The organism is Pseudomonas sp. 2,4-D (genome assembly GCF_030418155.1).
Lineage (GTDB): Bacteria > Pseudomonadota > Gammaproteobacteria > Pseudomonadales > Pseudomonadaceae > Aquipseudomonas > Aquipseudomonas alloputida.
In genome coordinates this window covers 20,356-32,485 of the sequence record NZ_JAUHUI010000056.1, presented here as the reverse complement: position 1 = coordinate 32,485, position 12,130 = coordinate 20,356, and the positions used below count along the sequence as shown (strand labels likewise).

The following is a 12,130-nucleotide window of genomic DNA, read 5'->3' as shown; positions in this document are numbered from 1 at the left end:
GACTCATAGCTCAGCTGGATAGAGTACTCGGCTACGAACCGAGCGGTCGCAGGTTCGAATCCTGCTGAGTCCGCCACACCCCATCAGAAAGCCCGCTCAATAGAGCGGGCTTTTTGTTTGTGCGCCAATGAATTCTTGAGCCTGTCGATCTACGCTCTTCTGTAATGATTGCGGTGTAGTCTGGCGCCGCTGAGCGGCCTCAAAAATCAAATGTGCTTTCTCATCCAAAACAACCGTCGCACTGATAGCTTCGAGCGTTGTCCCAGCTTTATCACGCAAACGATTGTTCTGGCCAAAAATTTAAGCGATCTGACAGCTTTAGCAGTGTATGATTGCGCCCGTCAGCCCCGCCGGGGCTTGTGGAAAACCACCATGGACTTACCCAGTAGTTACTCGCTAACACGATTCATACAGAAAGATCTGACCGATTGATTCCCTCGGCGTGCTCCGCTGCTGGGAGTGGAGTTCGCCTATGACCGAAGTAGAAGTTAAAAAAGCGCAAGAAAGCCTGCAGGATCGCCTGGCCCAGGTGGTCGAACTGCTGCAGCGTCAGCGCATGGTCGAAGACCTGACCCATCGCCAGGAAGGCGCGCACAACGACCTGGTAGAAAACCTGGTCCACCGCCAGAACCTCGTCGAGCTGCAGCGCAAGCTCGATGACCTGCACCCCGCCGACATCGCCTACATCCTCGAAGCCTTGCCCCTGGAAGATCGCCTGACGGTCTGGCAGTTGGTGCGCTCGGAGCGCGATGGCGACATCCTGCTGGAAGTTTCCGATTCGGTTCGCCAATCGCTGATCGCCGACATGGACGATCACGAGCTGCTGGCTGCCGCCAAGGAGATGGACGCCGACGAACTGGCCGACCTCGCCCCAGAGCTGCCGCGTGACGTTGTTCACGAGCTGATGGAAACCCTCGATGCCCAGCAGCGCGAGCGGGTGCGTTCGGCGCTGAGCTATGACGAGGAGCAGGTCGGTGCGCTGATGGACTTCGAGATGGTCACCATCCGCGAAGACGTCAGCCTGGAAGTGGTGCTTCGCTACCTGCGCCGCCTGAAAGAATTGCCGAACCACACCGACAAATTGTTCGTGGTCGATTACGACGGCATCCTCAAGGGGGTGTTGCCGATCAAGCGCCTGCTGGTCAACGACCCGGAGAAGAAGGTGGCGGAGGTCATGGCGACCGACCCTGTCTCCTTCCAGCCCGAGGAAGATGCCTACGATGCAGCGCAGGCTTTCGAGCGTTATGACCTGGTATCCGCCCCGGTGGTGGACAAAAGCGAACGCCTGATCGGCCGTCTGACCATCGACGAAATGGTTGACCTGATCCGCGAGGAAAGCGAGAGCGAAGTCCTCAACATGGCGGGTCTGCGTGAAGAGGAAGATATTTTCGCCTCGGTCTGGCGTTCGTTCCGCAACCGTTGGGCGTGGCTGGCCATCAATCTGATTACCGCGTTCGTTGCTTCGCGAGTGATCGGGTTGTTCGAAGGTTCGATTGAAAAGCTGGTGGCGTTGGCTGCGTTGATGCCGATCGTTGCGGGTATTGGTGGCAACTCTGGTAACCAGACCATCACCATGATCGTCCGCGCCATGGCCCTGGACCAAGTGTCGCCAGGCAATACCAGTCGCTTGATGCGCAAGGAATTGGCGGTGTCGCTGATCAACGGCCTGGTTTGGGGCGGCGTGATTGGTGCGGTGGCTTTCTGGCTGTATGGCAGCTGGTCGCTGGGGGTGGTGATGACCGCGGCGATGACCTTGAACTTGTTATTGGCGGCGCTGATGGGCGTGCTGATCCCGATGACATTGGCCCGCCTGGGGCGCGACCCTGCGATGGGGGCGAGCGTGATGATCACTGCTGTGACCGACAGCGGTGGTTTCTTCATCTTCCTTGGGCTGGCCACGCTGTTCCTGTTGTAAGCCGATCCGCCCTGTGGGAACAATTCCGCAGGGTAGTGGCCTTGCTGCCAGTCAGACGCCCACAAAAAAGCCAGCTTACGCTGGCTTTTTCGTATTCGCTGCAGCCCTCAGGAGGCGTCTGCGGCCATTTCCACATCGTGAGCGATGAGGGCGACCAGAGCGTTCTGCTGGCGGTGGGACAGTTGGCGGAAACGCTGCAGCAACTCGCGCTCATGCAGGGACAGTTCAGGGCTGTCCAGGCGCATGCTCAGTTCGTCACCCAGCGCACCTTCCTGGATAAGGCTCTGTTCCAGGCGTGCAATGATCTCGGAGTTCATGCTGCGGTGGTGGTTGCGCGCTACCTCGGCAATGCGCTCACGCATTCCGTCTGGCAGGCGGACGACGAACTTGTCAGCAGTGCGGCTCGAATAAATAGCCTGTTTCATTGGGCGCATATAAATTGACCAGAGTTTGGTTCAGGGGAAGCGGTTCTCAAATTGGCCGCACGGGATGGAAGTACGACCGTGGCGACGACAAAATGTTCAACCGCCAGTGAAAAATGGATGCTCATCTTGCCTCAAGGTCGCCGTTTGCTTGGCGTCAATTATGTGACAAATAGTGATCCGGATAAAGGCTTTATGCCAGTACCAATTATCAGAAATGAGCACTGGTTTGAAAAGTTTTACATGCTCTGGCTAGCCTGGCCGTCAGTCTTTTGCCGTCAACAATCGGTAAAACGCAGAAAAATGCCCGGAAAAGCCCTAGAATGCGCCGGTTCCCTCCATAGAGCATAGTGGCTATGCAACATGACGCAAGCGACCGCCGATCAGGGACGGGCCGGTTGATATTTCTGGTTGGGCCGTCGGGTTCCGGGAAAGATTCCCTGATCGACGCTTCGCGTGAGCAACTGGCCGCCGCCGGGGTAGAAATTGCCCGCCGGGTCATCACCCGTTCGGCCGAAGCCAAAGGCGAAGCTGCCCAAGGGGTCACGCCTGAGCAGTTTGATACCTTGCGTGCGCAGGGTGCGTTTGCCATGCACTGGCGGGCCAATGGCCTGGACTATGGCATACCCCGGCAGGTGGACCAGTGGTTGGCGGCGGGGAGGGCGGTGCTGGTGAATGGCTCGCGGGCTTATCTGCCAGCGGCCCGTCAGCGCTATCCGGATTTGTTGGCCGTGTTGGTCGAGGTCAAGCCTGAGGTGCTGCGCCAGCGCTTGCTGGCCCGGGGCCGGGAAACCGCAGAAGAAGTGGAGCAGCGCCTGGCGCGCAGCGCACGCTTGCAAGCTGCAGCCGACCCGTCGGTGCATGTGCTGGATAATTCTTCCACACTGGAGGCGGCGGTCGCCGCATTCGTTTCGCTGCTTCGCGATCAGGGCGTGCTACCGCGGGGATAGCAGCCGCAGAAAAGGATTACGCGAAAAAGCCCAGTTCAGGCATGACAAACGCCAGCATGCTGGTTAACATGCTGGCCATCCCGCTGTGCAGCGCTCGCTGCCGGTCGTAGCGTCTCAGTAGCTCAATTGGATAGAGCATCCCCCTCCTAAGGGGAAGGTTGCAGGTTCAATTCCTGCCTGGGACGCCATTCTCGTCATTCCCATGATTGTCTCCGTCGTCTTCGTTGCCGCCGTGCTGCTGTTGACAGCATCTGCGCTTGGCCAGCGCTGTCATGCATCACCTTCGTGGGCTAACGCCGCGCTAGATGCCAGCCGGTGGCGCATCAGGAAGTACCCCGCCACCACCAGCAGTACCGTCAGCACCGTGAACCAGAACTGGAAACGCGATGCCGGGTCGAACGCCTGGGTGCCGATGACTGCCAGCAAGGCGAACAGCGCAATGATATTGGTATAGGGGAACAGCCAGGCACGGAAGGCGTTTGGGGCGACCGCTTCGTGGCGGGTTTTCATGCGCATGGCCACGTGGGCGATGATGATGAAGATCCATACGACCATGACCAGGCTGCCGGTACTCTTGGCCAAGGTCATGAACAAGTCGCCGCCACTGACAAAGTGCACGGTCAGGATCATCGTGCAGATCGACAGGCTCAGCAGCAGTGCATTGATCGGTACGCCCTTGGCACTGGTGCGCGAGAAGAGCTTGGGCGCGTGACCGCGCTGGCTCAGCGAGAACAGCATGCGCGAGTTGGAGAACATGAACGAGTTCATCACCGACATGAACGAGACGAACAGCACCAGTTTCATGGCCACTGCCGCACCACCGAACCCGGCCAGGCTGAACAGCGAAACATAGGGCGAGGCCAGGTTGGCCTTGTCGGTCCAGGGCAGGCAAAGGATCAGGATCGACACAGAACCTACGTAGAACAGCATCACCCGCAGGATCACGCTCTTGATCGCGCGGATCACGTTTTGTCGCGGGTTCTCTGACTCACCCGCGGCCACGGCGGCAATTTCGCTGCCGCCCAGGGAGAAAATCACCACGATAACGCCGGCCATCACCGGTGACAGGCCGTTGGGCATGAAGCCGTCATGGGCGGTGAGGTTGATCAGGCCGGGGGCGGGAATCTCACTGTGCAGGCCGAGTAGGATCGAGACGCCCAGCAGCATGAAGATGAGGATGGTGGCGACCTTCATCGCGGCCAGCCAATACTCTACTTCGGCAAACGAACGCACCGAGTAGGCGTTGCTGGCCATGAGTGTCACCAGCATCAGGAAGGCGCCTGCCCAGATCGGTAGCCAGGGCAGGAAGTCATGCAGGATGGCGCCCAGCAATACCGCTTCCAGGGTGATGGTCATCATCGACTTGAACCAGTACAGCCAGCCGACCGCAAACCCTGCCCAGTCGCCGAGGTAGGTGTTGGCGTAGGTCGAGAACGACCCTGCATCCGGGTTGCGGCAGGCCATTTCACCCAGCATGAACATGACCAGGGTGACCACCAGGCCACCAATGAAATACGACAGTATGGTCGCGGGCCCTGCCGATGCGATCAATGAGCCCGAGCCCATGAACAGCCCTGCACCGATCACCCCACCCAGGGCGATCATGGTGATATGCCGCTGCTTGAGGCTTTGCTTCAAACCGTGTGATTGCATTTCCTTGTCCTCTCTTATTTTAGGGGGGATCCGACATCGTTCCCCTACGCAGGCATCGTCATGCGCCTGCGTCCACGCGTGGCAAATAGCTACCAGCCTGCCACCCTGGACAATAAGGCCAAGGACCTCAAACGAATTCTCTGCACAACATCCTGCCTATTTTTCCTGAGACCGGTCATGGCGCCGGTAGCGGTGCAGTTGACGAAGCCATGCACCACCTGAACATCGACGCCACCGGACGTCTTCAAACCGTTCAGGCTGGGGCGCCTTGGACGATCCGCGGCGCTCTCCTTACCGGCCGCTGCCACCCCCTCATACCGGGCGTGCCGCTTGTTGCTCTTCATCCAGGCCGCCGTCCACTTTGGCGATCTGCTCTTGCGCTTTCTCCTCGATCTTGCGCTCGATGTCATCTTTCATGCGCTGGGCGATCAACTCGTCGACCTTTGCTTTCATTTCGGGCGGCAGGGCGTCGTACTCTTCTTCGGTCAGGCCTATTTCACGCAGCAGTTTTTCCTTGATCATCTCGCCGGGCGACTTGGACATGAAGTCTTGAAACTCCTGCCGGGCAGTCTTGGGCGGCAGTGGTTCTCCGATGACCGGCTCGGTGGTCGCAGAACCCAGGTTTTGCAGCATCACCTTGAATTTGGCAAAGGCTTCTGCACGAGCATCCTCAGCGTTTTGCTGAGCGGTACTGCCCCCGCTCTGTTGTTGGCTCGCCGTGTTGGCGGTGGTTATTGGCGTGCGCAGCGGTGCAATCTGGGCCACTTTCTGCTCATCGCTGGGGTGCCGAGGCTGGTGGAGCGTGGGCTGCCAGCTGATGCCGTTAGGGGCGATTATCATGTTTCCTCCTTGGAAATCTCGTTGGCAGGTGCCAAGCGCAAAAGCCATGCCAGCGCTGTGCCGGTCGAAATCAGGGCGTTGGCGCTATTTCGGTTGCACTCGGGTGGGCATATGCTTGCCCGTGATAGGCATCATCTTGCCGCTCGCGGCAATCAACACCACTGTCGGCAGCCCCTTGATCGGAGCGCAGTTGCTGGGCATCAGGGAGAGCGTCCATGAGTCAAGACACCAGGCCGGTACCTGCCGGCTTCAGTGAACAGCAATTGCACACCTTGTTCGATTTGATCAGCGATGGCATCTGGGACTGGAATGCCAATACCGGTTACGTTTATCGCAACCCGGGCTGGTACAGCATGCTGGGTTATGCCAGCCACTCCATGGCCAACTCGGTATTTACCTGGGAAAGCGTGATCCATCCCGAAGACTACCCACGGGTAATGGCCCATTTCGAGGCCTATATCAATCACCGCAACGAGCGCTACCGCATTGAATACCGTTGCCGTTGTCAGGACGGCAGCTACATCTGGATCGAAGACAGCGGCTACATCATCGCGCATAACGAGGACGGTTCCGTAGCGCGCATGCTGGGTGCGCACCGCAATATCGACGTTGGCAAGCGTTTGGTGTCTCAACTGGAACAGAAGAACCAGTCGCTGGAGTTTCAGGTGGCCGAACGCACCCGTGAGTTGTCCTGGGTGAACCAGCAGTTGCAGCGGCAACTGGACGAAAACCGTGAATTGGCCGAACGCGATGCGTTGACCCGTGTCGCCAACCGTTACCGGCTGGAGAGTGCGTTGCAGCTGGAGTGCCAGCGCGCCCAGCGCTTCCGTCAGCCGTTGTCGCTGATTGCGATGGACATGGATGATTTCAAGCCGATCAACGACCGCTACGGTCACGCCCGTGGCGATGCGGCGCTGGTCCGGGTGGCCGAAAGCCTGCGCACCTGCTTGCGCGAACTGGACCTGCTGGCGCGCTGGGGCGGCGACGAATTCGTCATCGTGCTGCCGCAGACCGCGTTGGGGGAGGCGCTGGATGTGGCGGCGCGCTTGCGTCAGGTGCTGGAGCGGGTGGAGCCGGTGGGTGATTGCCGGCTGACCATGAGCTATGGCGTGGTGCAATGGCGGGAAGGGGAGGACCAGCACGCGCTGCTGGCGCGTGCCGACAAGGCACTCTACAGGGCCAAGGGCACAGGCAAGAACGCAATTGCCGAGTAGCTAGCCCCTCAAAGAGTGTGCGGTTCTCTGGAGGCTTAGGGTTCTCTGGAGACTTAGATGGCCTGAATGAAAAAAGACCCGCAGCGCCTCTCGGCGCAGCGGGCCAAATCGGCCTCGGCCGCTTCAGTGTCAGATATGCAAGGCGTGGCCCAGGGCGCGCAGTGCGGCTTCCTGTACCGCTTCACCCAGCGTTGGGTGGGCATGAATGGTGCCGGCCACATCTTCCAGGCGCGCGCCCATCTCCAGCGATTGGGCAAACGCGGTGGACAGTTCGGAAACCGCCACGCCAACCGCCTGCCAGCCCAGGATCAAGTGGTTGTCGCGCCGCGCCACCACGCGCACAAAACCGCTTTTCGATTCCAGGCTCATGGCCCGGCCGTTGGCGGCAAACGGGAACTGCGCGACGATGCAGTCCAGGCCCTGCTGGCTGGCTTGTTCTGGGGTCTTGCCGACCACCACCACTTCCGGGTCGGTAAAGCACACGGCGGCAATCGCTGCCGGCTCGAAGCGTCGGGCCTTGCCGGCGATGATTTCGGCGACCATCTCGCCCTGGGCCATGGCCCGGTGCGCCAGCATCGGTTCGCCAGCGACGTCGCCGATGGCCCAGACGTTGTGCATGCTGGTGTGACAGCGCTCGTCGATGGCAATGGCGGCGCCGTTCATCTTCAGGTCCAGGCATTCCAGGTTGAAGCCCTTGGTGCGTGGCCGGCGGCCCACGGCCACCAGTACCTGGTCGGCCTCAAGGCGCAGTTGCCCACCCTTGCCGTCGCTGGCCAGCAGGCAGCCATTTTCGTAGCCCTCGACGCTGTGGCCCAGGTGCAACGCTATGCCCAGTTTCTTCAGCGACTCGGCCACCGGGGCGGTCAATTCGCTGTCGTAGGTCGGCAGGATGCGCTCACGCGCTTCCACCACGCTCACCTGTGCACCCAGCTTGCGATAGGCAATGCCCAGCTCCAGGCCAATATAGCCACCGCCGACCACTACCAGGTGTTGCGGCAGGGTTTTCGGCGCCAGGGCTTCGGTCGAGGAAATCACCGGGCCACCCAGCGGCAGCATAGGCAGTTCGACACTGCTGGAACCGGTCGCCAGCAACAGATGCTCGCACTGGATACGCTGGCCATCGACCTCGACCTGCTTGCCGTCCAGTACCTTGGCCCAGCCATGCACCACTTTCACCCCGTGCTTTTTCAGCAGGGCGGCAACACCGGTGGTCAGACGGTCGACAATGCCGTCCTTCCAGGTGACGCTCTGGCCGATGTCCAGGCGCGGCGAAGCCACGCTGATGCCCAGCGGCGAGGGTTCGGTAAAGCGCGAGGCCTGGTGAAACTGCTCGGCCACGTGGATCAGCGCCTTGGACGGGATGCAGCCGATGTTCAGGCAGGTGCCGCCCAGTGCCTGGCCTTCCACCAGTACGGTAGGAATGCCCAGTTGCCCGGCGCGGATGGCTGCTACATAGCCGCCAGGGCCGCCGCCGATGATCAACAGGGTTGTCTGGATAATCTGTTGCATGCTCACTCCACGAACAGGCAGGCGGGTTGTTCGAGCAGGCCACGCACGGCCTGGATGAACAGGGCGGCGTCCATGCCATCGACCACGCGGTGGTCGAACGAGCTGGACAGGTTCATCATCTTGCGCACGACGATCTGGCCGTCGATCACCACTGGCCGTTCGACCATGCGGTTGACCCCGACGATTGCCACTTCCGGGGTGTTGACCACGGGCGTGCTGACAATGCCACCCAAGGCGCCAAGGCTGGTCAGGGTGATGGTCGAGCCGGACAGCTCTTCACGGCTGGCCTTGTTGTTACGTGCAGCGTTGGCCAGGCGAGAAATCTCGCCGGCATTGGCCCACAGGCTGCCCGCTTCGGCGTGGCGAAGCACGGGTACCATCAGGCCGTTGTCACCTTGGGTGGCAATACCCACATGCACCGCGCCATGGCGGGTGATGATCTGCGCTTCGTCGTCGTAGGTCGCGTTGATCTGCGGGAAGTCACGCAGCGCCACCACCAGGGCGCGCACCAGGAATGGCAGCAAGGTCAGCTTGCCGCGGCTGTCGCCGTGCTTGCTGTTGAGTTGCTGGCGCAGGGCTTCCAGGGCGGTGACGTCGATTTCCTCGACATAACTGAAGTGCGCGACCCGGCGTTTGGCGTCCTGCATGCGCTGGGCGATCTTGCGGCGCAGGCCGATCACCGGCACCTGCTCGCTGTCGGTGCGCTTGGCATAACCATCAGGTGCTTGCCCGGCATTGCTTTGCGGCTTGCTCATGAAGGCGTCGAGGTCTTCGTGCAGAATGCGCCCGGCCGGGCCGCTACCATGCACATAACGCAGTTCGATACCGGCGTCCAGGGCGCGTTTGCGCACGGCCGGCGAGGCCAGTGGCTTGTCGCCCGGCTGGCGCGGCACGATGGGCGCAGCGTCGTGGTTGGCGGGCGCCTGGTACGCGGCGGGTTTTACGTCTTTCTGCGGTTCCGGCTTGGCTGCAATGGGGGCAGCCGGGGCCTCTACCGGTTTTGGCTGAGGCACATCCACATGGTTGCCGCTGCCTTCCACTTCGATGCGGATCAGTTCGCTACCGACCGCCATCACTTCCCCGGGCTGGCCACCCAGGGCCAACACCTTGCCGCTGACCGGCGAGGGGATTTCCACGGTGGCCTTGTCGGTCATGACGTCGGCCACCACCTGGTCCTCGGCGATGATGTCGCCGACTTTGACGAACCATTCCACCAACTCGACCTGCGCGATGCCTTCGCCAATGTCCGGCATCTTGATGACGTGCGTGCCCATTCAGACCTCCATGACCTTTTTCAGTGCCGCACCTACCCGCGAAGGGCCGGGGAAGTAAGCCCATTCCTGTGCGTGAGGGTAGGGGGTGTCCCAGCCGGTGACGCGTTCGATCGGCGCCTCCAGGTGGTGGAAGCAGTGCTCCTGCACCAGCGACACCAGCTCGGCACCGAAGCCGCAGGTGCGGGTGGCCTCGTGCACCACCACGCAACGGCCGGTCTTCTTCACCGACTCGACGATGGTATCCAGGTCCAGCGGCCACAGGCTGCGCAGGTCGATCACTTCGGCATCGACGCCGCTTTCTTCGGCGGCCACCTGGGCCACGTACACCGTGGTGCCGTAGGTCAGCACGGTCACGTCATTGCCAGGGCGGGTAATGGCGGCCTTGTCCAGCGGTACGGTGTAATAGCCGTCGGGCACGGCGCTGTGCGGATGCTTCGACCACGGTGTTACCGGGCGGTCGTGGTGGCCATCGAACGGGCCGTTGTACAGGCGTTTGGGCTCCAGGAAAATTACCGGGTCGTCGCATTCGATCGAGGCAATCAACAGGCCTTTGGCGTCATAAGGGTTGGACGGCATCACGGTGCGCAGGCCGCACACCTGGGTGAACATCGCTTCCGGGCTCTGGCTGTGAGTCTGGCCGCCATAGATGCCGCCGCCGCAAGGCATGCGCAGGGTCAGCGGGGCAATGAATTCGCCGGCCGAACGGTAACGCAGGCGTGCCAGCTCGGAGACGATCTGGTCGGAGGCCGGGTAGAAGTAGTCGGCGAACTGGATCTCCACCACCGGGCGCAGGCCATAGGCACCCATGCCCACGGCGGTACCGACGATGCCGCTCTCGGAGATGGGCGCGTCGAACACGCGCGATTTGCCGTACTTGTTCTGCAGGCCTTCGGTGCAGCGGAACACGCCGCCGAAGTAACCGACGTCCTGGCCGTACACCACCACATTGTCGTCGCGCTCAAGCATGACATCCATGGCCGAGCGCAGGGCCTGGATCATGGTCATGGTAGTGGTGGCCATGGCGGTTTCCGGGTTGATGCTGTTGTTGTGGTCGTTCATCTCAAACCCCCAGTTCCTGGCGTTGACGGCGCAGGTGTTCGGGCATCTCCTTGTACACATCCTCGAACATCGAGGCGGCGCTCGGGATGTGCCCGTTGGCCAGGGTGCCGTACTGCTCGGCTTCTTTCTGTGCGGCAATCACCGCAGCTTCGAGCTCGGCCGTGACGGCCTGGTGTTCTTCCTCGGACCAGTGGCCGATCTTGATCAGGTGCTGCTTCAGGCGGGCGATCGGGTCACCCAGCGGGAAGTGGCTCCAGTCGTCGGCAGGGCGGTACTTGGAGGGGTCGTCCGACGTCGAGTGCGGGCCGGCACGGTAAGTAACCCACTCGATCAGGCTTGGGCCCAGGCCGCGGCGGGCGCGCTCGGCCGCCCAGCGCGAGGCGGCGTACACGGCGACGAAGTCGTTGCCGTCAACCCGCAGCGAAGCAATACCGCAACCCACGCCACGGCCGGCAAAGGTGGTCGACTCGCCACCGGCGATCGCCTGGAAGGTGGAAATGGCCCACTGGTTGTTGACCACGTTGAGGATGACCGGGGCGCGGTATACGTGGGCAAAGGTGAGGGCGGTGTGGAAGTCCGACTCGGCAGTAGCGCCGTCACCAATCCATGCCGAGGCGATCTTGGTATCGCCCTTGATCGCCGATGCCATGGCCCAGCCGACCGCCTGTACGAACTGGGTCGCCAGGTTGCCGCTGATGGTGAAGAAGCCGGCTTCGCGCACCGAGTACATGATCGGCAACTGGCGGCCCTTGAGGGGGTCGCGCTCGTTGGACAGCAGTTGGCAGATCATCTCGACCAGCGACACGTCGCGGGCCATCAGGATGCTTTGCTGGCGGTAGGTCGGGAAGCACATGTCGGTGCGGTTCAGCGCCAGCGCCTGGCCACTGCCGATGGCTTCTTCGCCCAGGCTTTGCATGTAGAAGGACATCTTCTTCTGGCGCTGGGCGACCACCATGCGGCTGTCGAAGATCCGCGTCTTGAGCATGGCGCGCATGCCTTGACGAAGGACCTGTGGGTCGATGTCTTCGGCCCAGGGGCCTTGCGCATCGCCTTGCTCGTCGAGCACGCGGACCAGGCTGTAGGACAGGTCGGCAGTGTCGGCAGCATCGACATCGATAGCGGGTTTACGGGCTTGACCTGCATCGTTGAGGCGCAGGTAGGAAAAATCGGTCTGGCAGCCTGGCCGGCCGGTGGGCTCGGGCACATGCAAACGCAGGGGGGCGTACTCGTTCATGCTTTTTACGCTCGCTCGGGTATTTGTTTTTGTGAGCTCTGAAGCGGCCGCCGCTGAGTA

The 12,130-nt window shown here is 61.5% G+C and carries 12 protein-coding genes and 1 tRNA gene; 5 read left to right on the top strand and 8 right to left on the bottom strand.

The genetic code is table 11. From position 1 onward, the window contains the following. Nucleotides 1-96: 96 nt before the first annotated feature. A complete protein-coding gene (locus tag QYE47_RS25315) occupies nucleotides 97-279 on the bottom strand; it encodes a hypothetical protein (protein ID WP_134697903.1) in 183 nt (60 codons plus the stop codon). Between the two features lie 193 nt (nucleotides 280-472). Here QYE47_RS25315 and mgtE point away from each other — a divergent pair, with 193 nt between their 5' ends. Continuing rightward, nucleotides 473-1,915, top strand: coding sequence for a magnesium transporter (mgtE, locus tag QYE47_RS25310; RefSeq protein WP_003254500.1), 1,443 nt, complete (start codon nucleotides 473-475; stop codon nucleotides 1,913-1,915). Between the two features lie 107 nt (nucleotides 1,916-2,022). On the opposite strand, the gene QYE47_RS25305 is transcribed toward mgtE, so the two are convergent. Further along, on the bottom strand, nucleotides 2,023-2,349 hold the full coding sequence (locus tag QYE47_RS25305; protein ID WP_003254499.1) for an Arc family DNA-binding protein: 327 nt from the start codon (nucleotides 2,347-2,349) through the stop codon (nucleotides 2,023-2,025). A gap of 69 nt (nucleotides 2,350-2,418) precedes the next feature. Between QYE47_RS25305 and QYE47_RS25300 the strand changes: the two genes are divergently transcribed. From QYE47_RS25300 to QYE47_RS25290, 3 genes are all read left to right on the top strand, one after another. Then, entirely contained in the window at nucleotides 2,419-2,688 is a 270-nt protein-coding gene (locus QYE47_RS25300; protein WP_134697902.1) for a hypothetical protein, read from the top strand. A 5-nt stretch (nucleotides 2,689-2,693) separates the two neighbouring features. Beyond that, complete coding sequence (phnN, locus tag QYE47_RS25295) at nucleotides 2,694-3,287, top strand: phosphonate metabolism protein/1,5-bisphosphokinase (PRPP-forming) PhnN (RefSeq protein WP_041166863.1); 594 nt, start codon at nucleotides 2,694-2,696, stop codon at nucleotides 3,285-3,287. Nucleotides 3,288-3,398: 111 nt separating this feature from the next. Then, nucleotides 3,399-3,475, top strand: a tRNA-Arg gene (locus QYE47_RS25290). Between the two features lie 82 nt (nucleotides 3,476-3,557). On the opposite strand, the gene QYE47_RS25285 is transcribed toward QYE47_RS25290, so the two are convergent. Then, nucleotides 3,558-4,940, bottom strand: a complete 1,383-nt coding sequence (locus tag QYE47_RS25285; RefSeq protein WP_070383573.1) for an amino acid permease — start codon at nucleotides 4,938-4,940, stop codon at nucleotides 3,558-3,560. A 312-nt stretch (nucleotides 4,941-5,252) separates the two neighbouring features. Further along, entirely contained in the window at nucleotides 5,253-5,780 is a 528-nt protein-coding gene (locus QYE47_RS25280) for a hypothetical protein (RefSeq protein WP_014590112.1), read from the bottom strand. Nucleotides 5,781-5,995: 215 nt separating this feature from the next. On the opposite strand from QYE47_RS25280, the gene QYE47_RS25275 reads away from it, so the two are divergent. After that, a complete protein-coding gene (locus QYE47_RS25275; RefSeq protein WP_014590113.1) occupies nucleotides 5,996-6,994 on the top strand; it encodes a diguanylate cyclase in 999 nt (332 codons plus the stop codon). A gap of 129 nt (nucleotides 6,995-7,123) precedes the next feature. Here QYE47_RS25275 and lpdA read toward each other — a convergent pair whose 3' ends face one another. Genes lpdA through QYE47_RS25255 form a run of 4 tightly spaced genes read right to left on the bottom strand, consistent with a single transcriptional unit; the run spans nucleotide 7,124 to nucleotide 12,070 of the window. Further along, the gene (gene lpdA, locus QYE47_RS25270; RefSeq protein WP_019438369.1) at nucleotides 7,124-8,503 is read right to left on the bottom strand and encodes a dihydrolipoyl dehydrogenase; all 1,380 of its coding nucleotides are present in this window, start codon (nucleotides 8,501-8,503) and stop codon (nucleotides 7,124-7,126) included. A gap of 2 nt (nucleotides 8,504-8,505) precedes the next feature. Then, nucleotides 8,506-9,777, bottom strand: a complete 1,272-nt coding sequence (locus QYE47_RS25265) for a dihydrolipoamide acetyltransferase family protein (protein WP_019438370.1) — start codon at nucleotides 9,775-9,777, stop codon at nucleotides 8,506-8,508. Then, nucleotides 9,778-10,836 (bottom strand): alpha-ketoacid dehydrogenase subunit beta, encoded by a 1,059-nt coding sequence (locus QYE47_RS25260; RefSeq protein ID WP_012051588.1) that lies wholly within the window; start codon nucleotides 10,834-10,836, stop codon nucleotides 9,778-9,780. Between the two features lies 1 nt (nucleotide 10,837). Beyond that, nucleotides 10,838-12,070 carry a 3-methyl-2-oxobutanoate dehydrogenase (2-methylpropanoyl-transferring) subunit alpha gene (locus QYE47_RS25255; RefSeq protein WP_014590116.1) on the bottom strand — a complete coding sequence of 411 codons (1,233 nt, stop codon included), beginning with the start codon at nucleotides 12,068-12,070 and terminating at the stop codon, nucleotides 10,838-10,840. Nucleotides 12,071-12,130: the final 60 nt, after the last annotated feature.

Coding starts and splice junctions, on each gene's coding strand:
- mgtE (WP_003254500.1), top strand. CDS start 473: ATGACCGAAGTAGAAGTTAAAAAAGCGCAAGAAAGCCTGCAGGATCGC.
- QYE47_RS25305 (WP_003254499.1), bottom strand. CDS start 2,349: ATGCGCCCAATGAAACAGGCTATTTATTCGAGCCGCACTGCTGACAAG.
- phnN (WP_041166863.1), top strand. CDS start 2,694: ATGCAACATGACGCAAGCGACCGCCGATCAGGGACGGGCCGGTTGATA.
- QYE47_RS25285 (WP_070383573.1), bottom strand. CDS start 4,940: ATGCAATCACACGGTTTGAAGCAAAGCCTCAAGCAGCGGCATATCACC.
- QYE47_RS25280 (WP_014590112.1), bottom strand. CDS start 5,780: ATGATAATCGCCCCTAACGGCATCAGCTGGCAGCCCACGCTCCACCAG.
- QYE47_RS25275 (WP_014590113.1), top strand. CDS start 5,996: ATGAGTCAAGACACCAGGCCGGTACCTGCCGGCTTCAGTGAACAGCAA.
- lpdA (WP_019438369.1), bottom strand. CDS start 8,503: ATGCAACAGATTATCCAGACAACCCTGTTGATCATCGGCGGCGGCCCT.
- QYE47_RS25265 (WP_019438370.1), bottom strand. CDS start 9,777: ATGGGCACGCACGTCATCAAGATGCCGGACATTGGCGAAGGCATCGCG.
- QYE47_RS25260 (WP_012051588.1), bottom strand. CDS start 10,836: ATGAACGACCACAACAACAGCATCAACCCGGAAACCGCCATGGCCACC.
- QYE47_RS25255 (WP_014590116.1), bottom strand. CDS start 12,070: ATGAACGAGTACGCCCCCCTGCGTTTGCATGTGCCCGAGCCCACCGGC.